General features: G+C 60.2%; 20 protein-coding genes and 1 pseudogene. 12 read left to right on the top strand and 9 right to left on the bottom strand.

Going from position 1 to position 21,254, the window contains the following annotated elements; genetic code table 11:
* Positions 1-31: 31 nt before the first annotated feature.
* Positions 32-1,429, top strand: coding sequence for an aminoacyl-tRNA deacylase and HDOD domain-containing protein (locus BZK31_RS17985; RefSeq protein ID WP_083184290.1), 1,398 nt, complete (start codon positions 32-34; stop codon positions 1,427-1,429).
* 305 nt (positions 1,430-1,734) lie between these two features.
* Here BZK31_RS17985 and BZK31_RS17980 read toward each other — a convergent pair whose 3' ends face one another.
* From BZK31_RS17980 to rfbB, 6 genes are all read right to left on the bottom strand, one after another.
* Complete coding sequence (locus BZK31_RS17980) at positions 1,735-2,220, bottom strand: YiiD C-terminal domain-containing protein (RefSeq protein ID WP_083184289.1); 486 nt, start codon at positions 2,218-2,220, stop codon at positions 1,735-1,737.
* Complete coding sequence (locus BZK31_RS17975; protein WP_083184288.1) at positions 2,207-3,592, bottom strand: sigma-54-dependent transcriptional regulator; 1,386 nt, start codon at positions 3,590-3,592, stop codon at positions 2,207-2,209. Before BZK31_RS17975 ends, BZK31_RS17980 begins: the two co-directional genes overlap by 14 nt.
* Positions 3,589-5,397 (bottom strand): sensor histidine kinase, encoded by a 1,809-nt coding sequence (locus tag BZK31_RS17970; RefSeq protein WP_167378025.1) that lies wholly within the window; start codon positions 5,395-5,397, stop codon positions 3,589-3,591. Before BZK31_RS17970 ends, BZK31_RS17975 begins: the two co-directional genes overlap by 4 nt.
* Positions 5,398-5,622: 225 nt before the next feature.
* Positions 5,623-6,168, bottom strand: a complete 546-nt coding sequence (gene rfbC, locus BZK31_RS17965; protein ID WP_083184286.1) for a dTDP-4-dehydrorhamnose 3,5-epimerase — start codon at positions 6,166-6,168, stop codon at positions 5,623-5,625.
* Positions 6,165-7,040 carry a glucose-1-phosphate thymidylyltransferase RfbA gene (gene rfbA, locus BZK31_RS17960; protein WP_083184285.1) on the bottom strand — a complete coding sequence of 292 codons (876 nt, stop codon included), beginning with the start codon at positions 7,038-7,040 and terminating at the stop codon, positions 6,165-6,167. Before rfbA ends, rfbC begins: the two co-directional genes overlap by 4 nt.
* Entirely contained in the window at positions 7,037-8,119 is a 1,083-nt protein-coding gene (gene rfbB / locus BZK31_RS17955; RefSeq protein ID WP_083184284.1) for a dTDP-glucose 4,6-dehydratase, read from the bottom strand. The genes rfbA and rfbB overlap by 4 nt, the downstream gene beginning before the upstream one ends.
* Before the next feature lie 233 nt (positions 8,120-8,352).
* Here rfbB and BZK31_RS17950 point away from each other — a divergent pair, with 233 nt between their 5' ends.
* From BZK31_RS17950 to BZK31_RS17920, 7 genes are all read left to right on the top strand, one after another.
* On the top strand, positions 8,353-11,265 hold the full coding sequence (locus BZK31_RS17950) for an aminotransferase (RefSeq protein ID WP_083184283.1): 2,913 nt from the start codon (positions 8,353-8,355) through the stop codon (positions 11,263-11,265).
* Between the two features lie 195 nt (positions 11,266-11,460).
* Entirely contained in the window at positions 11,461-12,567 is a 1,107-nt protein-coding gene (aguA, locus tag BZK31_RS17945; RefSeq protein WP_083184282.1) for an agmatine deiminase, read from the top strand.
* Positions 12,568-12,776: 209 nt separating this feature from the next.
* A complete protein-coding gene (locus BZK31_RS17940) occupies positions 12,777-12,983 on the top strand; it encodes a hypothetical protein (protein WP_083184281.1) in 207 nt (68 codons plus the stop codon).
* A 218-nt stretch (positions 12,984-13,201) separates the two neighbouring features.
* On the top strand, positions 13,202-14,482 hold the full coding sequence (locus BZK31_RS17935; protein WP_083184280.1) for an OprD family porin: 1,281 nt from the start codon (positions 13,202-13,204) through the stop codon (positions 14,480-14,482).
* A 138-nt stretch (positions 14,483-14,620) separates the two neighbouring features.
* The gene (locus tag BZK31_RS17930; protein ID WP_083184279.1) at positions 14,621-15,394 is read left to right on the top strand and encodes an AraC family transcriptional regulator; all 774 of its coding nucleotides are present in this window, start codon (positions 14,621-14,623) and stop codon (positions 15,392-15,394) included.
* Positions 15,395-15,517: 123 nt separating this feature from the next.
* Positions 15,518-15,691: a DUF1427 family protein gene (locus BZK31_RS17925; protein ID WP_074454454.1), complete on the top strand. Its 174-nt coding sequence runs from the start codon at positions 15,518-15,520 to the stop codon at positions 15,689-15,691.
* Between the two features lie 34 nt (positions 15,692-15,725).
* Positions 15,726-16,685: a quinone oxidoreductase family protein gene (locus BZK31_RS17920; RefSeq protein WP_083184278.1), complete on the top strand. Its 960-nt coding sequence runs from the start codon at positions 15,726-15,728 to the stop codon at positions 16,683-16,685.
* Positions 16,686-16,692: 7 nt separating this feature from the next.
* On the opposite strand, the gene BZK31_RS17915 is transcribed toward BZK31_RS17920, so the two are convergent.
* Positions 16,693-17,229 (bottom strand): hypothetical protein, encoded by a 537-nt coding sequence (locus tag BZK31_RS17915; protein ID WP_083184277.1) that lies wholly within the window; start codon positions 17,227-17,229, stop codon positions 16,693-16,695.
* Positions 17,230-17,352: 123 nt separating this feature from the next.
* Here BZK31_RS17915 and BZK31_RS17910 point away from each other — a divergent pair, with 123 nt between their 5' ends.
* Complete coding sequence (locus tag BZK31_RS17910; protein WP_083184276.1) at positions 17,353-17,937, top strand: GNAT family N-acetyltransferase; 585 nt, start codon at positions 17,353-17,355, stop codon at positions 17,935-17,937.
* 42 nt (positions 17,938-17,979) lie between these two features.
* Positions 17,980-18,701: pseudogene (locus BZK31_RS17905) on the top strand (Fic family protein); the annotation flags it as partial.
* 48 nt (positions 18,702-18,749) lie between these two features.
* Here BZK31_RS17905 and BZK31_RS17900 read toward each other — a convergent pair.
* A complete protein-coding gene (locus BZK31_RS17900; RefSeq protein WP_167378023.1) occupies positions 18,750-19,484 on the bottom strand; it encodes a hypothetical protein in 735 nt (244 codons plus the stop codon).
* A 158-nt stretch (positions 19,485-19,642) separates the two neighbouring features.
* Positions 19,643-20,173 (bottom strand): GNAT family N-acetyltransferase, encoded by a 531-nt coding sequence (locus tag BZK31_RS17895; protein WP_083184275.1) that lies wholly within the window; start codon positions 20,171-20,173, stop codon positions 19,643-19,645.
* 192 nt (positions 20,174-20,365) lie between these two features.
* Here BZK31_RS17895 and BZK31_RS17890 point away from each other — a divergent pair, with 192 nt between their 5' ends.
* Positions 20,366-20,710: a DUF5713 family protein gene (locus BZK31_RS17890; RefSeq protein ID WP_083184274.1), complete on the top strand. Its 345-nt coding sequence runs from the start codon at positions 20,366-20,368 to the stop codon at positions 20,708-20,710.
* A 367-nt stretch (positions 20,711-21,077) separates the two neighbouring features.
* Positions 21,078-21,254: transposase (locus BZK31_RS17885; protein WP_482822364.1), on the top strand; the 177-nt coding region annotated here is incomplete at its 3' end.

Below are 21,254 nucleotides of genomic sequence, written 5' to 3'. Positions count from 1 at the left end.
TTCGGTCATTGTAGGAATTTGGACAAAGACCATGACAGAAGTTGCTCACGTCGATGATTCGCATCACGCCCCGTCGGTAATCCGGCAGTTGCTTGAAAAATTGGCGATCAGTTACAACGAAGTCGTCGATGACAAAAACCTGCAACCGGCACGAAAGGTTCAGGCCGTCCTGGTCGAAGATGCAGTCGGTGCACTGCTGATCCTGTTCCCGCAAAACCAGCTGCTCGATCTGAGCCGCATCACTGAGCTGACCGGTCGCCAGCTGGCCGCCGTCCCGCACGATCGACTGCTGCGGATGCTGGCCAAACACAACCTGCACGTTCTGCCTGGCCTGCCTGCGCTGACCAGCTCACCATGTCTCTATGACGAACGTCTGCTGCAAGAGCCGACGCTGCTGGTAGGTTCCGGGGAGCCCGGTGTTCTTCTGGAAATCAGCAGTGACGACTTCAAAAGCATGCTGAGCAAAGCCAGTGCCGCTCATTTCGGCGCGCTGGTGGACAAGATCCATCCCAACATCGACCGCCCTCATGACGACCCGGCCGAGATCACAAAGGCGATGCACGCGTTTACTGCGCGCCGTATCCAGCAGCGCCTGGAAGCGACCCTTGAAATCCCGCCGCTGGCCGGCACTGCTCAGAAAATCATCAAGCTGCGGGTCGATCCCGATGCGACCATCGATGACATCACCGGCGTGGTCGAAACCGACCCCGCGCTGGCTGCTCAGGTCGTCAGTTGGGCGGCGTCGCCTTACTATGCTTCGACCGGCAAGATCCGTTCAGTCGAAGACGCCATCGTGCGTGTACTGGGCTTCGACCTGGTCATCAACCTGGCGCTGGGTCTGGCATTGGGCAAAACCCTGAGCCTGCCAAAGGATCAACCGCAACAGACCACGCCTTACTGGCAACAGTCGATCTATACCGCCGCGGTCATCGAAGGCCTCACACGCGCCATCCCACGTGCCAAACGACCTGAAGGCGGGCTGACTTACCTGGCGGGCCTGCTGCACAACTTCGGTTACCTGCTGCTGGCTCACGTGTTCCCGCCGCATTTCACGTTGATCTGCCGTCAGCTGGAAGTGAACCCGCATTTGCACCACAGCTTCATCGAGCATCATCTGCTCGGCATCAGCCGTGAGCAGATCGGTGCCTGGTTGATGCGCTACTGGGACATGCCGGACGAACTCGCCACCGCGCTGCGTTTCCAGCACGACCCGCATTACGCAGGCGAGCATCATGCATATGCCAACCTGGTGTTCCTGGCGGTCCGCCTGCTGCGTGCCAATGGCATCGGTGCAGGCCCACAGCAGGAGATTCCTGACGAACTGTTCGAACGCCTCGGCCTGAGCCGCGAAAAGGCCAACGAGTCGGTGAAGAAGGTGCTGGAAGCCGAAGTGCTGTTGCGCGAACTGGCGTCTCAGTTCAGTCAGTAGCATCGCTCTTCGCGGACGAGTCCGCTCCCACGGAAGGCTGGATCGCGTCGTGGGGAGCATGGATCGCGTCGTGGGAGTGGACTTGTCCACGAAGCGGTTTCTTCAGGCACTACTTCTCGATCTGGATGCGCAGACTTTTTCGCGGACAAGCCCGCTCCCCCAGAGCGTCTACCAACGCTTGGCCTGCTGAGGAAACACCGGAATCGTGGGACTCGTCCGCGAATAGGCCAATGCATTCGCTGGAGCTGAATCAGCTGAACGCCGGGATTCGCGGACAGGTCCGCCCCACAGTGTTTGCTGCAAAGCTAGCGATGCAGCACAAACTGCCCGGTGAAGTTCACGGCGGGCTCGTCGCTGCCCTGCGCATAGAGGCAGGTGTGCAACTCCAGCCGCGCACGGCCGCGGCGTTGGTAGGTGGCGATGAATTTATCCCATCGGCCAACGTCTGGCGCTTCGCACACGGCGACGGCATCGTCGCGTACCGGCAGCGGATAGCTGATCTGTCCGTCCTGAATCACAATGTGTCCGTCGCTGATGCCCGCTTCGCGCAAGCGCAGGTGCAGCCAGCCCCAACCTGCCAGCACTGCGCCGCAATACAGGCTGCCGCCGAACAGCGTGCTCTTGTGATTGACGTTGGGCGCCAACGGCAGGTGCAGACGGAGCCGCTGGTGCTGCCAGTCGAGCACACGGATGCCCATTTCGCGAGTCAGCGGAATGTCGTGGTGCAGCACGTGCTCAAGCTCCGCCGCTGCGTTGCCTGACACATGCACCTGAGGCTCAGTCGGTTTCATCGGCGGCTCCGCTGTTGTCACCAAAATTCAGGCCGTGTTTGCGCAGTTTGTCGTGCAGGGTTTTGCGCGGCACACCCAGCGCTTCGGCCAGGCTGCGCACCGAGCTGTGCGGACGCGCAAGTTCGGCGGCGATCAACGCTCGCTCGAAGCTTTCTACCTGCTCGCTCAATCCACCACCGACCGGCGGCGCGTCTGGCATCTCGCTGCCTTCCAGCTCAAGTTCCAGCCCCAGCGCGAAGCGTTCCGCGGCGTTTTGCAGCTCCCGAACATTGCCCGGCCAGGTGTGACGCAGCAACAGGGCGCGCTGGCCCGGCTTGAGTTCCTGCTTGGGAATCCCGTGACGCATGCTCGCCGCATCGGCGTAGTGCTCGAACAGCATCAGCGCATCCTCGCCCCGTTCTCGCAAGGGCGGGATGCGCAACGAGGCAACGTTCAGGCGGTAATACAGGTCGGCACGAAAACGCCCCTGGTCCGCTGCCTGACGCAGGTCTTCCTTGGTCGCGGCGATGATGCGGATGTCCAGCGGGATCTGCTGATTGCTGCCCATGCGCTCGACCACCCGTTCCTGCAACAGGCGTAGCAGCTTGACCTGAACGTCCAGGCTCATGCTTTCGATTTCATCGAGAAACAACGTGCCGCCATTGGCGAATTCGAACTTGCCGATGCGGCGTTTCTGCGCGCCGGTAAAGGCGCCCGGTTCGTGGCCGAACAGCTCGCTTTCCACCACCGATTCGGCCAGCGCTCCGGCGTTGATCGCCACGAACGGGCCGTTTCGGCGATTGGACAAATCATGCAGCGCGCGGGCCACCACTTCCTTGCCCGCGCCGGTTTCGCCCAGAATCAGCACGTCGGCGCGAGTGCCCGCCAGCGCGCCGATCTGTTCGCGCAGCCGCAGCATGGGCGCCGACTGACCCACCAGCCGCGTGCTCAGTTGCTGACGGTCGCTGAGTGCCAGGCGCAGGCTGCGGTTATCCAGCACCAGACGGCGCAAAGCCAGGGCGCGGCGCACGCTGTCGAGCATCGCATCGCTGGCGAACGGTTTTTCCAGGAAGTCGTAGGCCCCGGCGCGCATGGCCTTGACGGCCAGCGGTACATCGCCGTGTCCGGTGATCAACAGCACCGGCAGATCAGGGTCCTGCTCGTGCAACTGAATGAGCAGCTCAAGGCCGTCCATTCCCTGCATGCGGATATCGCTGACCACCACGCCCGGCCAGTCGCGACCGATTCGTTCGGCCAGTCCGGTGGCTTCGGCCAATGGCAAAACGTTCAGGCCCGCCAGATCCAGGGTCTGGCGCAGTGCCTGACGCAGATGAGAGTCGTCGTCGATCAGCACCACCTGAATCTGGCTGTCGATGGCTGTTTCCGAACTCATGCCGAAAGGTCCTCTGGCGGTTGAAGGTTAGCACCCGACGCACCGGCGCGCAGACGCAGGGTCAGCAGTGCGCCGCCGCTGGGGTGATTGGCGAACAGCAACTCGCCGCCCAGCGCTCGCATCAGCGTGTCGCAGATTGCCAGGCCCAGCCCAAGGCCTTGCGTGCGGGTCTTGGTGGTGAAAAACGGTTCGCGGGCGCGGGCCAGCGCTTCCTGAGAAAAACCGGGGCCGTTGTCGCGAATGTACAGATTGACGCCTTCACTGGTCTGCTCGGCACTTATCCACAACCTGCGGGGCGGGCCTTTTTCAGTTAGGGCATCCAGCGCGTTGGCCAGCAGATTGCCCAGCACCTGGCGCAGACGGGTTTCGCCAGCCTGTACCCACAGTGTCGCGTCGGGCAGGTCGCGGATCAACTCCACCTCCATGGCGCGCCGACGTTTGGCCAGCAATGCCAGCGCATCGTCCAGCGCCGGCTGCAGGGCCACGCTTTCCGGGGCATGCCGGTCGCGGCGTGCAAAGGCGCGCAGGTGAGCGATGATCGAAGCCATACGTCCGGTCAGTTCGCTGATCAGTTTCAGATTGCCGCGTGCGTCCTCGGTACGCTGGTGATCGAGCAGCACTTCAGCGTTTTCCGCGTAGCTGCGAATGGCCGCCAGCGGCTGATTGAGCTCGTGGCTGATGCTGGCCGACATAGTGCCCAGCGCCGACAGCTTGCCGGTCTGCACCAGTTCGTCCTGGGCACGCACCAGTTCCTGCTGCGCCTGCTCGCGCTCCAGCACTTCCTGTCGAAGCCGACTGTTGAGGCCTTCAAGGTCACTGGTGCGTTCGATGACGCGCATTTCCAGTTCACGCCGGGCCTTGGCCTCGAACGCGATGCGGTCCAGATAATGACGACGCCGCTGCATCATCAGCCCCAGCAACAGCATCAGAACCAGCAGCGTCGCACCACCAATCGCCACCACGGTGCGCACCGGCCGGTCGATCAGCGCTCGGGGCGCGAGAATACTCACGTTCCAGCCGGTTTCGTCGATGAGCTGGCTCTGGGTCAGCCAGGCGCGATCATCGATCTTGAGCGGGCGTGGGTCGCGGGTCGGGTAAGGCTGGATGGAAACGATGGCTTTTTTCTCGTCGTCACTCAGGTCCCGCGTTGCCCGGAAACGCCATTCCGGGTTGGACGTCAGGATCACCACGCCATTCTGATCGGTCAGCAGCAGTTGCTCGGGGGTCTTGCCCCAAAGGGTTTCGGTGTGGTCCAGATCGACTTTGACCACCAGCACGCCGATGACCCGCTCGCCATCGCGCACCGGGCCTGCGAAGAAGTAGCCGCGCTTGACCGAGGTTGTGCCCAGGCCGAAGAAGCGGCCGGTCCGGCCCGCCAGCGCATCGGTGAAGTAGGGGCGAAACGAGAAATTGCGGCCAATGAAGCTGTCACGCTGATCCGAGTTGGACGCCGCCAGAGTCAGACCTTTCGCGTCCATGAGGTACATCACGTCCGCGCCGGTCTGCTGCGAGATATCCCTGAGCAGCCGATTGGCATTGACCTGTGTCGTACCGTCACCAGGGGTTTCCAGCACTGCACGCAAGGCGGGCAGGTCGCCGAGGATCTGGGGCAGCGTTTCATAGCGGTGCAGGGTGCCGAGCAGGTTGGCAACGTACAGGTCGAGGGTCTGGCGGTTCTGATTGGCCAGTTCATTGCGGTAGTAACGTTCGGCGAGATGCTCCAGCGGCCATAGCAACGGGGCCAGACAGATGGCCAGAAGGGCGAGGCTGCGCCAACGGGGGCGGGGAGGCAGGGCAGAAGTCATGGTCATCGTTTGGCAAGCGCCGAGTGGTTGGCGGTGCCCGTAGCGGCTGTCGCAGGCTGGCGCCGCTCACGGATGAAACTTGATCGGTCCGTGGCGACACAAGGCTGCAATGACATCGTTACCGGCAACAGAAAACCCGGTCGATCCTGACGTGGGCATCAAGGGCATAGTATGCCCGGCACGACCGCATCAGGCACTCGGACGAACCGTCCGTTGCCAGAAGGCTCAAGCGAACAGCTCGGCCTCTTTCAGGCTCTTGCCCTGCTGATCCTTCGCCGACAACTGCGGCGCGGCATCGAGTTTCCAGTCGATGGCCAGGTCCGGATCGTCCCAGCGAATGCAGCGCTCTGCAGACGGGGTGTAGTAGTCGGTGGTCTTGTAGAGGAATTCGGCGTAGTCACTCAGCACCACGAAACCGTGCGCGAAGCCTTCCGGCACCCACAACTGACGGGCGTTTTCGGCAGACAGCTCCACGGCCACCCACTGACCAAAAGTCGGCGAGCTGCGGCGGATGTCCACTGCGACGTCCAGCACCTTGCCTACAGTGACGCGTACCAGTTTTCCTTGAGCATTGTCGATCTGGTAGTGCAGACCACGCAGCACGCCTTTTTGCGAGCGCGAGTGGTTGTCCTGCACGAACTGCCGCTCCAGGCCAGTGGCTTCGCTGAAGGCACGCGCATTGAAGCTTTCGTAGAAAAAGCCGCGCTCGTCGCCGAAGACTTTGGGTTCCATGATCAGGACGTCGGGCAGCTGTGTTGCAATTACATTCACGTGGTTTCCCCTGCGATCTTGAACAGATACTGGCCATAACCGGTCTTGCCGAAATAGTCGGCGCGCTTGAGCAGATGGTTACGGTCGATCCATTCGTTCTGGTAGGCAATTTCCTCAAGGCAGGCGACTTTCAGGCCCTGTCGATGCTCGATGGTCTGTACGTAGGCCGAGGCATCGAGAAGACTATCATGAGTGCCTGTGTCGAGCCACGCGAAGCCGCGGCCAAAGCGCTCGACGCGCAGATCGCCACGTTGCAGGTAAGCGTTGTTGACGTCGGTGATTTCCAGCTCGCCACGGGCTGACGGTCTGACGTCTCTGGCAATGCGGATCACGTCGTTGTCGTAGAAGTACAGCCCGGTCACAGCGTAACTGGACTTGGGTGCCGCAGGTTTTTCTTCGATGGACAGCGCCCGGCCGCGCTCGTCGAACTCGACCACCCCGAAGCGCTGCGGATCCTTGACCCAGTAGCCGAAGACCGTTGCGCCGGTTTCCTGCGCCGCCGCCTGCTGCAGTTGCACGCTGAAATGCTGTCCATGAAAGATGTTGTCGCCCAGGATCAGGCACACCGGGTCATCGCCGATGAAGGCTTCGCCGATCAGAAATGCCTGCGCCAGGCCGTCCGGCCGGGGTTGCTCTGCGTACTGAAATTGCACACCGAACTGGCTGCCATCGCCCAACAGCTTGCGATACTGCGGCAAATCCTCCGGCGTGGAGATGATCAGGATTTCCCGAATGCCGGCCAGCATCAGCACCGACAATGGGTAGTAGATCATGGGTTTGTCGTAGATCGGCAGCAACTGCTTGGACAGGCCAAGCGTGATGGGGTGCAGGCGGGTGCCGGGGCCCCCGGCCAGAACGATGCCTTTGGTCATGCAATCAGGGCCTTGTGGTCAGTGAAGCCCAGTCGCTCTCCTTGATAACTGCCATCCTGAACCCTGCGGCACCAGTCCAGGTTATCGAGATACCATTGCACGGTCTTGCGCAGCCCGGACTCGAAAGTTTCTTCGGGCGTCCAGCCCAGCGCTCGTTCGATCTTGCTGGCGTCGATCGCGTACCGCATGTCATGACCCGGCCGATCGACCACGTAGGTGATCAACTCGCTGTACTGCTTTACGCCAGCGGGGTGTTGCGGCGCCAGTTCATCGAGCAGCGCGCAAATACCGCGCACCACGTCGATATTCTTCTGCTCGTTGTGGCCGCCGATGTTGTAGGTCTCGCCAATGACCCCCTCGGTCACCACCTTGAGCAGTGCCCGGGCGTGGTCTTCCACATAAAGCCAGTCGCGCACTTGAAGACCATTGCCATAGACCGGCAGCGGCTTGCCCGCGAGGGCATTGAGGATCACCAGCGGGATCAGCTTTTCAGGGAAGTGGAACGGCCCGTAATTGTTCGAGCAGTTGGTGAGCACCACCGGCAGCCCGTACGTGCGATGCCAGGCGCGAACGAGGTGATCGGACGCCGCCTTGCTGGCCGAGTATGGCGAGCTGGGCGCGTAAGGCGTGGTCTCGGTGAACAGATCGTCGACGCTGTGCAGGTCGCCATACACCTCGTCAGTGGAGATGTGATGAAAGCGAAACGCCTGGCGCTCGGCCTCCGGCAGTGTCAGCCAGTAGCCGCGCGTGGCTTCCAGCAGGCTGTAAGTACCGACGATATTGGTCTGGATGAACTCGGCAGGCCCGTCGATTGAGCGATCGACATGGGACTCGGCCGCCAGGTGCATGATCGCTTGCGGTTCGAACCGAGCCAGCACCGCGCTGACAGCGGCCTGGTCGCAGATATCGACCTGCACGAACTCATAACGGGTGTCGGTTGCGATGGCCTGCAAGGATTCAAGATTGCCTGCGTAGGTCAACTTGTCGAGGTTCAACACCTCGTGCGCGGTGTCGCGTATCAAGTGTCGAATCAATGCAGAGCCGATAAAGCCTGCGCCGCCGGTGACGAGTAATCGCATGAGCTGACCTTGATGAATGTGGGCGAGTGTTGAGCATAGCGTCTGAATGCGTTACAGGATCAGGCAAGAAATCGTGCACGGGGCATGAAATAAATTGATTCGTGCCGCACAAAGCGACAGTAAACCGACGTCGCGTTTTTATGCCTGAAGGTGATTGGGGCCTGCGAGACAATCACTTTATAGTTGCCGCACGGCCGTTGCCGTTGCAGCCCAATAAGAAAACAGAGGTCTACATGCCGCTCGCCACGCTTATCCGCCGATCCAGCCTGCCGTGCCCTGAGGTGAGTGCCGAACAGGCGCTGCAGTTGCTCGAACAGCATTACGGCCTGAGCGGCACGCTGAAAACACTGGGCAGCCAGCAGGACCGCAACTTTCTGCTCGACACCGGGAAGCGTCGCTACGTGCTGAAAATCTGTCACGGTGCCTATTCGACCACCGAACTGGACGCCCAGCACAGCGCGCTCCAGCACCTGGCCGGTCACGCGGGCCTGAACGTGCCGGGTGTAATTCGCACCAATGACACCGAGCAACGGTTATCTCTGGATATCGAGGGTCAGCCGGTGCACCTGCGCCTGCTTGAATTCATCGACGGGCAATCGCTGGGGCATGTGGCGCATCTGGGGCGTGAGGTGGTAGTCGCGCTCGGCGAGTTGTGCGCGCAGGTGGATCTGGCGCTGGCCGATTTCGAACATCCGGGGCTGGACCGCATTCTGCAATGGGACCCGCGCCACGCGTATGCGCTCATCAAGCATCTGCTGCCGGTGATCGAGGACGCCGATGCGCGCGCCTGTGTGATCGAAGCGGGCGAGCAGGCCCATCGGCGCCTGCTGCCGCTAATCCCGGCACTGCCGGTTCAGGCGGTGCATCTGGACATCACCGAACACAACGTGGTCTGGCTGCGCGACGCCCGGCGGCAATGGCAGTTGCAAGGCCTGATCGACTTCGGCGACCTGCTGACCACCTGGCGCATCGCCGACCTTTCCGTCACCTGCGCGGCGCTGCTGCACCATGCCGAGGGCGATCCGCTGTACATTCTTGCGGCGATCAAGGCCTATCACGCCATCAATCCGCTCAAGCGCGAAGAGGTGCAGGCGCTATGGCCGCTGATCGTCGCCCGCTCGGCGGTGCTGGTGCTCAGCAGCGAGCAGCAGGCCAGCGTCGAGCCGGGCAACACCTACATCCAGGCCAACCTTGAGGGTGAGTGGAACATCTTCGATGTCGCCACGTCGGTGCCCATGATCTTGATGGAAGCCGCGATTCTGCAGGCGGTGGGGATGGCGCTTGAGCCCGTCGAGCAACCGGCCTACGTACCCTTGTTGCCCACATTGACCGGCGTGAAACCGGCGCTGGTCGATCTGGGCGTGCTCAGCGAACACTTCGTGGCTGGCAACTGGGAGCAGAGCGGCATCGACGAATACCTGTTGTCTGAAGCGGCCGGGGAGAGCGGACTGGCTGCGAGCCGCTTCGGCGAATATCGCCTGTCACGCACCTTGCCTGACAGCGCTCGCGAGCCTGAAACTTTCGCCTTGCACGTCGAGCTTCACGTTCCCGCTGAAACGCCGCTGCACGCGCCTTTTCCCGGCACGCTGCGGCAGATGGCTGATGGTGCGCTGATGCTGACCGGCGAGGCCATCAGTCTGAAACTGTGGGGCGCACTGCCCAATGTCGCCTTGCAGGAGGCTGTGGGCGCAGGGTGTGTGATCGGTCACGCGGGCGGCTCGCTGCTGCTGCAAGTGTGTACGGCGGCCGACCTGAGTCCGCCGTTGTTCACTACACCGTCCTGGGCCGCTGCCTGGCGGGCATTCTGCCCGTCGCCCTCGTTGCTGCTGGGTTTCGAGTGCGACGCGCCAGCCCTTGAAGACCCGGCCCGGTTGCTGGCGCGGCGTGACGCCAGCTTTGCCCGGTCGCAAAAACACTATTACCAGGCTCCGCCGCAGATCGAGCGCGGCTGGCGCAATCACCTGATCGACATGCAGGGCCGTTCCTACCTGGACATGCTCAACAACGTGGCGGTGCTGGGCCATGGCCATCCGCGCATGGCCCACGAAGCGAGCCGCCAATGGTCGCTGCTCAACACCAACTCACGCTTTCATTACGCAGCCATCGCCGAGTTTTCCGAGCGCCTGCTCAAACTCGCGCCGGACGGCATGGATCGCGTATTTCTGGTCAACAGCGGCACCGAGGCCAATGACCTGGCGATCCGGCTGGCCTGGGCCTACAGCGGCGGGCGCGACATGCTCAGTGTGCTGGAGGCCTATCACGGCTGGTCGGTGGCGACCGATGCCATTTCGACCTCGATTGCCGACAACCCGCAAGCGCTCAGCACGCGCCCGGACTGGGTGCACCCGGTGACCGCGCCCAACGTCTATCGCGGGCCGTTTCGCGGACCTGGCAGTGCGCCGGAGTACGTGCGCAGCGTCGATCAGGTGCTGGAAAAACTGGCCGGGCAAGAGCGTCAGGTCGCAGGCTTCATCTGCGAGCCGGTGTATGGCAACGCGGGCGGCATTTCTCTGCCGCCGGGTTATCTGCAACAGGTCTATCAGAAGGTCCGCGCCGCGGGCGGCGTGTGTATCGCCGACGAAGTGCAGGTGGGTTATGGCCGTCTCGGTCATTACTTCTGGGGCTTCGAAGAGCAGGGCGTGGTGCCGGACATCATCTCCATGGCCAAGGGCATGGGCAATGGCCATCCGCTGGGCGCCGTCATCACTCGCCGCGAGATCGCTGAAGCCCTGGAGGCCGAAGGTTACTTCTTCTCCTCGTCAGGCGGCAGTCCGGTTAGTTGCCAGATCGGCATGGCCGTACTGGATGTGATGGAAGACGAACGGCTCTGGGATAATGCCCGCGCCGTCGGCGACCATTTCAAGGCGCGTTTGCAGGCGCTGGCGGACATTCATCCCTGGGTGGGCGCTGTGCACGGCATGGGCTTGTATCTGGGCGTCGAGTTCGTGCGCGATCGCCTGACGCTCGAGCCCGCGACCGAAGAAACCGCGCAACTCTGCGAGCGCCTGCGTGAACTGGGCATCTTCATGCAGCCGACCGGCGACTACCTGAACATCCTTAAGATCAAGCCACCGATGTGCACCACCCGCCAGAGCGCCGATTTCTTCGTGGACATGGTGTCGAAGGTACTGCGCGAGCTGGAGTGATCCGAAGGTTTGAGTGATTTCTTGATAATTTCAATTGCGGATTAATATCGATAAATAATCCTTAGATTGTTTTGGGGTCGTCTATAACTGCTTCTAATCCGGATTTATATCCGCTATAAAGGCCGCCAACTTGTCATGGCCGGTCTGTAGGGTCACGATCAAACCCTTCGATGTCTCACAGGAGTTCCGCCTGACATGACCACTCTCAACAGCACGCCACGCGCCGATGGCTTTCACATGCCCGCCGAATGGGCGACGCAGACTCAGGTCTGGATGGTCTGGCCGGAGCGCCCTGACAACTGGCGTCTGGGTGGCAAACCTGCCCAGGCCGCGCACGTTGCTGTCGCCAAGGCTATCGCGCGTTTTGAGCCGGTGACTGTCGCTGTGTCCGCCGCGCAATATGACAACGCCCGTGCACGTCTGGACATGCCGAACATCCGCGTGGTGGAAATCAGCAACGATGACGCCTGGGTGCGGGACACCGGCCCGACCTTCGTCATCAATGACCGCGGCGAAGTGCGCGGCGTGGATTGGGACTTCAATGCGTGGGGCGGTTTCGACGGCGGTCTGTACGCGCCGTGGAATCACGACTCACAAGTGGCGAGCAAGATCACGGAGATCGAGCGCTGCCCGCGTTATGTGACCGAAGGATTCGTGCTGGAAGGCGGCTCGATCCATGTCGATGGTGAAGGCACTCTGATCACCACCGAGGAATGCCTGCTCAATCGCAACCGCAACCCGCACCTGACCCGCGAGCAGATCGAAGCGGTACTGAGCGACAACCTGGCTGTGGATAAGATCATCTGGCTGCCCGACGGCCTGTTCAACGATGAAACCGACGGGCATGTGGATAACTTCTGCTGCTACATCCGTCCGGGTGAAGTATTGCTGGCCTGGACCGATGATCCCGAAGACCCCAACTACTCACGTTGCCATGCCGCACTGAGTATTTTGGAAAACACCCGGGATGCACAGGGCCGCGAGTTTATCGTGCACAAAATGCCGATTCCGGGCCCATTGTTCGCAACCGAAGAAGAATGCGCGGGCGTCGATCAGGTGCATGGCAGCCAAGAGCGCAATCCATCGGTGCGTCTGGCCGGTTCCTACGTGAACTTCCTGATTGTAAACGGCGGGATCATCGCGCCGAGCTTTGACGATCCGATGGACGAGCAGGCCCGGCAAATACTGCAACAACTGTTTCCAGAACATGAAGTGGTGATGGTTCCAGGCCGGGAATTACTGCTCGGCGGCGGTAATATTCACTGTCTGACACAGCAGCAACCGGCGCCTCACAAGGTGTAGTCGGTAATGACTAGTAACATCTGATGGTGGCCAAATGGTCCCATTCTTGCTCTCCTAAGCCCATCGCCCGATGGGCTTTATTTCGGGTAACACCTTGTAGCGTTTATCCGAATCTCGACTTTACTCAACAACAGGTCTGATCCGTTTTTAGTGTGACTGTCACACAGCGTCCGTACATTTAGCCCCTCACGAATTAAGAGGTTGTCACTATGAACGCAGGTATGAGCCAGCATCGTGCTCGTGGGTTGTCTGCTTCTTCCAGTAACGAGGCCCGTCAGTTGATGGCGGATTGGTTAAGGACGACCAGGCCAGCAAAACCGAGACCGGACGTACGCGCCATGTTGTTGCAGCGCTATCCGGTGGGTTTTTTCAACGATGCCGAGCTTGAGGCGTTGTTGGGCGTGCTCAAGGACTGAGTGCCGATCGCTCTGTTTCGGCCTTCTCCGCGTTTGACACCCTTCAAGCCCTGGGACTAGGATTCGCGTCCCACCGCTTGTGGCTTCGCCCCATGTACGTGCATCAGTAGTCCACTGCGATGACATCGTGCGGCTGACAGGTTTGGAACCTGAAGGCCCTGAACGGCTTCCGCCGTCGCCACAGCGCGTGTCAAATCGTATAAAAAAAGGGAAGACAGATGTTTAACACACGTATGGGATTGCTCGCGCTGGGCATCATCAGCGCAAGCCAGGGGATGGCTCAAGGGCAGGCAGATTCCAAGGGATTCGTCGAAGACAGCAGCCTGACCGTCAATCTGCGTAACGCTTACATCAATCGCGACTACAAGAACAACCTTGAAGACAAGGCCGAGTGGGGCCAGGCCTTCATGAGCGTGTTCTCGTCCGGCTTCACCCAAGGCACCGTCGGCGTGGGCGTCGATGCGTTCGGGCTCTACGGTATTCGTCTGGACGGCGGCAAAGGTCGCGCCGGTGCCGGCGGTATCGATTTCTTCAAGAAAAGCGACAACGGCCAGGGCAGTGCTGCCGATGATCTGACCCGTGCGGGCGCGGCCGTCAAAGCGCGTATCTCCAACACGGTCATCAAGTACGGCGACCAGATGCCTCAATTGCCGGTGCTGAGCTATGACAACTCGCGTCTGCTGCCGGAAAGCTACACCGGCACCCTGGTCACTTCCAAGGAGATCGACGGTCTCGAACTGGTCGCCGGCCGCTTCACCCAGCAAGCGCGAAAAAGTGCCGAGGGTCGCGATAGCGGTGACCTGAAAAGCATCAATGTCTATGGGGCCAGCTACCAGTTCACCAAGGAATTCACCGCCGCCTTCTACGCCTCCGACAACGAAGACGTGCTCAAGAAGCAGTACGTGAACCTGAACTACGTTTTCGCCCTGCCGCAGGATCAGGCGCTGACCCTGGACTTCAACGGTTACAAGACCCGTCTGGACAAGGACTTCGCCAACAGCGACGAGCGTGACAACAAGATCTGGAGCCTGGCGGCGACCTGGGCTGTGGGTATCCACACCTTCACCCTGGCGCACCAGCGCAGCAGCGGCGACATTGGCTACGTCTACGGCGGCTATCGCAACGATGGCGGCACGAGCGATGGCGGTAACACCATTTATCTGGCGAACTCCTACTGGTCCGACTTCAACGGCAAGGATGAGCGTTCCTGGCAGGTGGCCTACGGCATTGACCTGTCCGGTCTGGTGACACCGGGCCTGAGCTACAAAGCGGCCTACGTGCGCGGCGACAACATCGACGATGGCACGGCAGGCAGCGGCGACGGTACCGAGCGCGAAATCTTCAGCCAGCTGACTTACGTCGTGCAGAGCGGCCCGGCCAAGGATCTGTCGATTCGTCTGCGCAACTCGTTCCTGCGTGTTTCCGACGATGCACAGGCTTACAACAGCGAAGGCAACGAAACCCGTATCTTCGTGGATTACCCGATCAACATCTTCTGATGGGCTGAACAACCAGCGCTGCTCCGAAAATGCCTCGTCCACGCACGGGGCATTTTTGCAGGTGCGGACAGTCCGGAGGCTCAATTCACGCCGATGGCTTTGTTAACATGCGTGCAACTCCTGTAGCCGGTCACCTTCATGGCCCTTGCCGCCCCGCCTGATCTCTCCGATATCGCCTTCCCCGTGCAGCCGCTGTCGCGCACCTATCCGCGTGGGCGCTTCATCGAGCCGCACCAACACGTGTGGGGTCAGGTGCTGTACGCCATGTCGGGCGTGATGTGGGTGGAAACTCCCCTCGAGGCGCTGGTGGTCCCGCCTCAGCGTGCGGTCTGGCTGCCGCCGGGTGTGGAGCACGGGATTCGCGTGGTGTCGGACCTGGAAATGCGCAATATCTACCTGCGCCCGGCCATCGCCCGGACGCTGGAAAGTACAGTGCAGGTGTTCGAGGTCGGCGGACTGTTGCGCGAAATCATCCTTAACCTGGTGGCGCTGGACCGCGACCTTGAGCCGGCGTATTACGACGCGCTGGTGAATCTGGGTCTGCTGGAGCTCCAGCGCGCCCGGCGCTCGCTGCTGAAAATTCCTATGCCGGATGGCTCGGACCGGCGCTTGATGAACCTGTGTCAGGCGGTCATGAGCGAGCCTTCGCTGGACATCTCGTTCGAGCAACACGCCGAAAATGCCGGTGCCAGCATCCGCACTCTGGCGCGCCTGTTCCAGAGCGCCCTCGGCATGGGATTCGCCGAATGGCGCAGGCAGGTGCAACTGGCCACCGCCGTGGCCGAAGTGATTCAGGGCGTTCCCGTCAGCCGCATCGCCCGCTCGCTGGGCTACTCACCCAGCAGCTTCAGCGACATGTTCCGCCGCGAACTCGGCGTCGCGCCCTCGCAGTATCTGGCCGGCCAGATCTGATCACTCCCACGCTGAGCCTGCGCACGATTAACGTATCTGGCCGATAAACAGAAGCCCTTGGCCGATCCACTTTCCGGGCCCTCACTAAACTCTGTACATCACCCAACGGTACGGAGCCTTTTCATGAGCTACCTCATTTCCCTTGCTATCGGTGCGGCCGTCGGCCTGCTGTATGGCGCACTCGATTTCCGCTCACCTGCACCGCCCGCCATCGCGCTGGTCGGGTTGCTGGGCATGCAACTGGGCGAACAGGCCTGGCCGATGGGTAAGCACCTGCTCGCTTCCTGGGTTTCCTGATCTTCAGTCCTCTTCTTCCAAAAAAGGCTTACGCATGAACGCTCTGCAATTCTCCCGAACCGGCGACCTCGCCGCACTGGAATACGTCGAACTGCCCACCCCCAAGCCTGCGAATGGCGAGGTGCTTATACAGGTCAAAGCCGCCGGCCTGAACCCCAGTGACGTGAAAAACGTACTGGGCCGTTTCCCTTACACCACGCTGCCACGCGTTCCCGGTCGCGACTTTGCAGGTATAGTCGTTGAAGGTCCGCAGGCGCTGATAGGGCAGGAGGTCTGGGGCACAGGCCGTGATCTGGGCTTCTTTCGCGACGGTTCACACGCTGACTACATCACCTTGTCCGCTGATGGCGTTGCCCTCAAGCCCAAGGCGTTGAGCTTCGTACAGGCCGCCAGCCTCGGAGTGCCTTACACCACGGCATGGGACGCCCTGCAGCGCAGTCTGGTGAAGCGCGGTACGCGATTGCTGATCATCGGCGCCAATGGGGCTGTGGGCAGCGCCGCCATGGCATTGGGCAAGATACTCGGTGCCCATGTGCTGGCGGCCGCGCGTCGGCAAGATCAGCTCGATGCACTGAAAGCGGAAGGCGTTGACACGCTGCTGCTCGACACGCCAGACAGCCTCGCCAGTCAGGTCAAAGAAGTCTTCAAGGACGGTGCCGAGGTGATTTTCGACACCACCGGTTTCTGGCTGCCCGCCGCAGTCGCCGCCCTGGCACCGTTCGGACGCATCTCGATCATTGCGGCACCGGTCGACGGGCATGTGCAATTGCCGGCGCTGGCCCTGTATCGCAAAGGCGGATCAGTAGTGGGCGTCAACTCGCTGCTATACGACTGCCCCGGTTGCGCGACGATGCTCGATCAGTTTGGCCAGTTTTTCGATCAGGGACTGCTGGCATTACCGACCCAGATGGTCGAATCACCCTTGAGCGAAGGCGCAGCGCGCTACGCCGAAGTCAACGAGGGCAGGGGCGATAAGATCATTCTCGTACCCTGAGCGGCAGTTAGTTATCCAGCGCTAGCAATTGAACGAAGACGGCGAAACTGCCCAGAAACAACCAGAAGAAGCTGAACAACCAGGGCGTACGCTTGGAGAACAACAGGGATTTTTTTGGCCCTGTCTCGCTGGACTCCCAGTCGCTGAACAGCGGCGAGTCGTCATAAGTCATCCCGATGACTGGCTCGCTGCGCAACAGCCCGGCCTGCTTGTGGTGCCAATGCTGAATGATGTCGCACGCCGCCCGTATGCCCGGCCAGGCGGCCAGCGTACTGAACAGACCCAACAACGCGAGCATCGGCGGCACGACCAGCGTGAACATCACACCCCAGTCAGGGTTTGAGTTGGCCATGGACGACGCATAAGCGATCACCAGAAACGACTGCGCCGACAGATAGGCGTTGGTGCGGTTGGACAGGTTGGTGGTTTCGTAGTGAATCTCGCGTCGGTAAAAATCCAGACGCTCCTTGGGCGAACCGAACAACTTGACCTGCTGCTCATCAACGACATGCTCAGGCGTCTCGTCTGTGATAATTCTGGACACTGTTAATACCGGACTATTAAAGATGCTGTGTAGACCCTCACGTTAGTTGGGCAGTTCGAACTAAAGTGGCAGGTACAAAGACCGTTCATCCTGTAAATCCGGCTTAACGAAAAGGACGTCGTCATGAATGCCACCCCAACGTTGCGAACCGGACGCCTGCTGTTGACCCCGCTTGAACTGGCCGACGCACCGGCCATGCAGCAGCGCTTCGCGCACTGGGACATCGTGAAATTCCTCAACAATCGCGTGCCTTGGCCCTATCCCGAAGACGGCGCGCTGCGCTACATCGAAGACGTCGCCCTGCCCGCCGTCGCGCAGGGCACCCAGTGGCACTGGATGATCCGCCTGCACGGCTCGCCGCATGACCTCATCGGCAGCATCACGCTCATGACCACACCCGGCAACAACCGCGGCTTCTGGCTGCACCCCGACTGGCAGGGCAAAGGCTACATGCTTGAAGCCTGCGAGGTGATCAACGCATTCTGGTTTGAAACCCTTGGCCGACCCCTGATGCAAGTCCCCAAGGCCGCGCCTAACGAAGGCTCACGGCGGGTTTCGATCAAGGAAGGCATGCGGCTGGTGTCGAGGGGCGAGAGCGATTACGTCAGCGGGAGATTTGCGGAGGAGATTTGGGAGATGACGCGGGAGGAATGGCTGGGGCGGCGGGTTGCAAACCTTGATGTCCGCGCTGAGAACGGGAGTCACTAGGCAGCCCGGACGTGAAGCTGTACCTACTGCAACCAGCCGCTACGGGGCGAGCTGCATCAACTGCCGCTATTATCGCTCGCAAAGTATGGTCGTCTCCCCCATGCTGCGGATGTACTGCTGGCCCAGGATCCACTGCTTCGCCATTCAGGGCGCGTTTCACGCAAGGCAGCAATCAGCGCGAAGCCCTGCCGCTTTTCCCTGAAACAGCGATACGCGAAGGCGTGGTAAATGCATTTGCGCATAGGGACTACAGCAGCTTTTCTGGGGGGATCAAAGTTGAAGTCAGCCCTTCACGGCTGGAAATCTGGAACTCCGGTAGTCTTCCTAAAGGAGTCGATCCTGAAAAACTGCGACAGGGCCACGTCTCAATTCTTCGCAACCCTGATATCGCGCACGCGCTCTATCTTCAGGGCTACATGGAAAAATTGGGGCGTGGCAGCGTTTTGATTCGTCAGGCCTGCGAAGAGGTTGGCCTTCCGGCTCCTGAATGGCGTTCGGATGCAGCCTCCGGAGTCACTCTGACGTTCTTCACCCCGGAAGTCGAACGGCTCGTTCTGGCGGTCACTGGAGATATCAAGCGTGCCGAGCTTCAGCGCTTATTGAAGTTGGCCGATGCAGAGCACTTTCGCAAACACTACCTGTTGCCGGCGCTTGAGCAGGGCGTGCTTGTCATGACGCTCCCCGATAAGCCCAGGAGCAGCAACCAACGTTATCGTCTGACTGATCTGGGAAGGATCATCCGCGCGCGACTAGCGCATAAGTAAACGCTTGAGGTGGTCAGGTCGCATGGGCAGACCACCTCACGACCGCAATTACGCCGTCACATCGACCTTATGGGTATTACGCGCAGCTTCTCGTGCGGCCAGAACTTCAGGCGTCGCGCGCTCGGCTTTATACGCCATCTGATTGAAGAACATCCCGTCGAACTGCTCTTTGGACGGCGTCGAGGCTTTCGGAATAAACAACGCCGCCAGATCCAGCGTACCGGCAAAGTTTTCTTTGGTCAGGTTGTACTGACCCAGGTAACTGCCAGTCCAGGCGGAATCGGCATTCACCAGATCGATCGCCGAATCCCGGTACGTCACGGCCGCGGATTTCAGGTCACTGGACGCGTTCAGCAGTGTATTCAAGCGCTCCATGTCAGTAGCACTCAACTCCCCGGAATCGTTCAACGCTTTCAGGCTGCCATCTTCCGCAACGGTGAAGCCGAACTTCTTGTCAGCCAGGTCCGGATACAAATACGACAACGCCGACTTGAAGTCCTCGAACGAGTTCTTCAGGGCCTCCGTCACGCCTTTGTGCAACTCCGCCAAGCGGGGGAACTCAGACGATTGAGGCGGGCCGATCACCGTATTCACTGCGACGATCGGCCCTGTGCCGGGTTGAGGTTCGACGGAAGTAACCGGAGGCGTGACGCCAGCGTTTCGGGCATCCAGCAACGCCTGCTTCGCGGCATCGCTCATGGGCTGCGGGGTGAGTTTCACGTCAGACGGAGTAAGGCTGCTGACCAGCGACGGGATTTTGGTAGGGCTTAGGGAAATAAGCATTTCATCGATCCGTGATGGGGGTGTGTTCGAAGCGTATCGACGGGGCGGTGGGAGAGCTTTAGGGATGGGTGACGGACGGTGGTCGTTTTCTTTTCAGGTTCCATCTTCGACCCCTGGCAGCACACGGCAAGTAACAGGGCTTTATATGAACAGCGCCGTTATCCCGAATCTGGTACAGGGCACTTAATGTTGAATACCAGGCTGGATGGCTTGCCAGGTACGTCATCCAGCTCACCGATCGGACGCATGCCTATCTTCTCGAGCACCCGGATGGACGCCTTGTGATCAGGTCTTACCAAACCGAAAACCTCAGGCAAACAGAGTCGTCCAAACGCCTTATCCAACGCAGCGCGACCTACTCTTGTCGCATAGCCCTTTCCCCAAGCCTCAACCGCAAACCGGTAACCGAGATTGGCTCGGCGCTCAGTCAGGTAGTTGAGGTAGGCAACGCCGCCAAATCCGATCACGTGCTCTGGCGCTTCGCTAGTGGTAATGGCCCACCATCCGAAACCGTGTTCCTCCCAATGATCCAGCCAGCGGGTCAGCAACTGCTGAGCCTCCTGCACGCTCGATAGCGGGCCGGCCGGATTGAACAGATTGGTTCGCGGATCACTGTAGATAGCGAAAAGCCGGTCCAGATCGCTCTTTCGTGGTGCTCTGTAGATCAAAGGGGGTTGGGGTTTGTGCATGTTCGTTCTGCTGCTGGTTGGGTGTTGCATTTGGAGGATGGTACGCCGGGCCGTGTAGAAAGTGCTGATCAGGATACGGGGTTGCAGTTGCATCTAGGCGGAGCGAGACCGTTGAGGTAAAAACCGTTTTCTAAAGACGTACAGCTTACGAAGCACGCGGATTTGCAAATCAACAGTCATCAAGGAGCGCTTATGCAACGCATCACCAACGAAGCGGTGAAAAAACACACATTCCTCAAATTGATGTATCAGGACGATTACTTCCCGGATGCTGTCGTCAAAATGTGTGAAGACGTACTCCGGGACCTGTGCCACAAGATCGAACAGCAGAATCCCGCTAACCTTACTGCGCTCTATGCTCTGACCCACGTCGCCACTGAGCAAATCAATGATCTGGAAGAGGTGTTCGAGAAGCATGGCAGCGAAATCGAAACCGTCGCTCGCGAAACGATCGGCGAGGACTTCGCGTTCATCGCTACGGCTTACGGTTTTGAAGATGCAGATATTGAAGAGCTAATTGCGACGCGTGAATGGTGAGCTGAGGGCAAACGCAGCTTGACCTGACTCAGCCTTGAGGCACATCACGCTCGCACTGCAGCGTGATGTCTGTAGGATGTTTTTCCTGATTGAATTAGACGCGTCTTACCGCTCGGGTCAGTTCTCTCTACGGGCGTCCGCGCTTTTTCCATCATAAAATCCATACCTGAGTAGCAGGCTGAGGTCTGGCGATGACAACAGCGACAAACGACGATTCCCTTGAGTCTATGGAGCCCCGTCAGTAGTAGGTTGGCGTCCCCGCACGTTTTCAGAACGCTTGGTACAGGTGAGTTCTGCACTCTAGGGAAACTCTGAAGAAGACCTCCAGATTTGGCAGAATGCCTGATCTCAACCGCCGAGACGCCTGATGAAGCAGATGACCTTCGCCGACGCCGAGTACGCTGGCAAACGCAAGCAAACCCGTAAAGAGCGTTTCCTGATCGAGATGGATAAGGTCGTGCCCTGGAAGGGATTGATCAATCTGATCGAGCCTCATTACCCCAAGGGCGAAGGTGGCCGTCCCGCCTATCCGTTAATGGCGGTG

Source organism: Pseudomonas floridensis, from assembly GCF_002087235.1.
Lineage (GTDB): Bacteria > Pseudomonadota > Gammaproteobacteria > Pseudomonadales > Pseudomonadaceae > Aquipseudomonas > Aquipseudomonas floridensis.
Note: the sequence above shows the minus strand (reverse complement) of the source record. Positions and strands in the feature narration are given on the sequence as shown.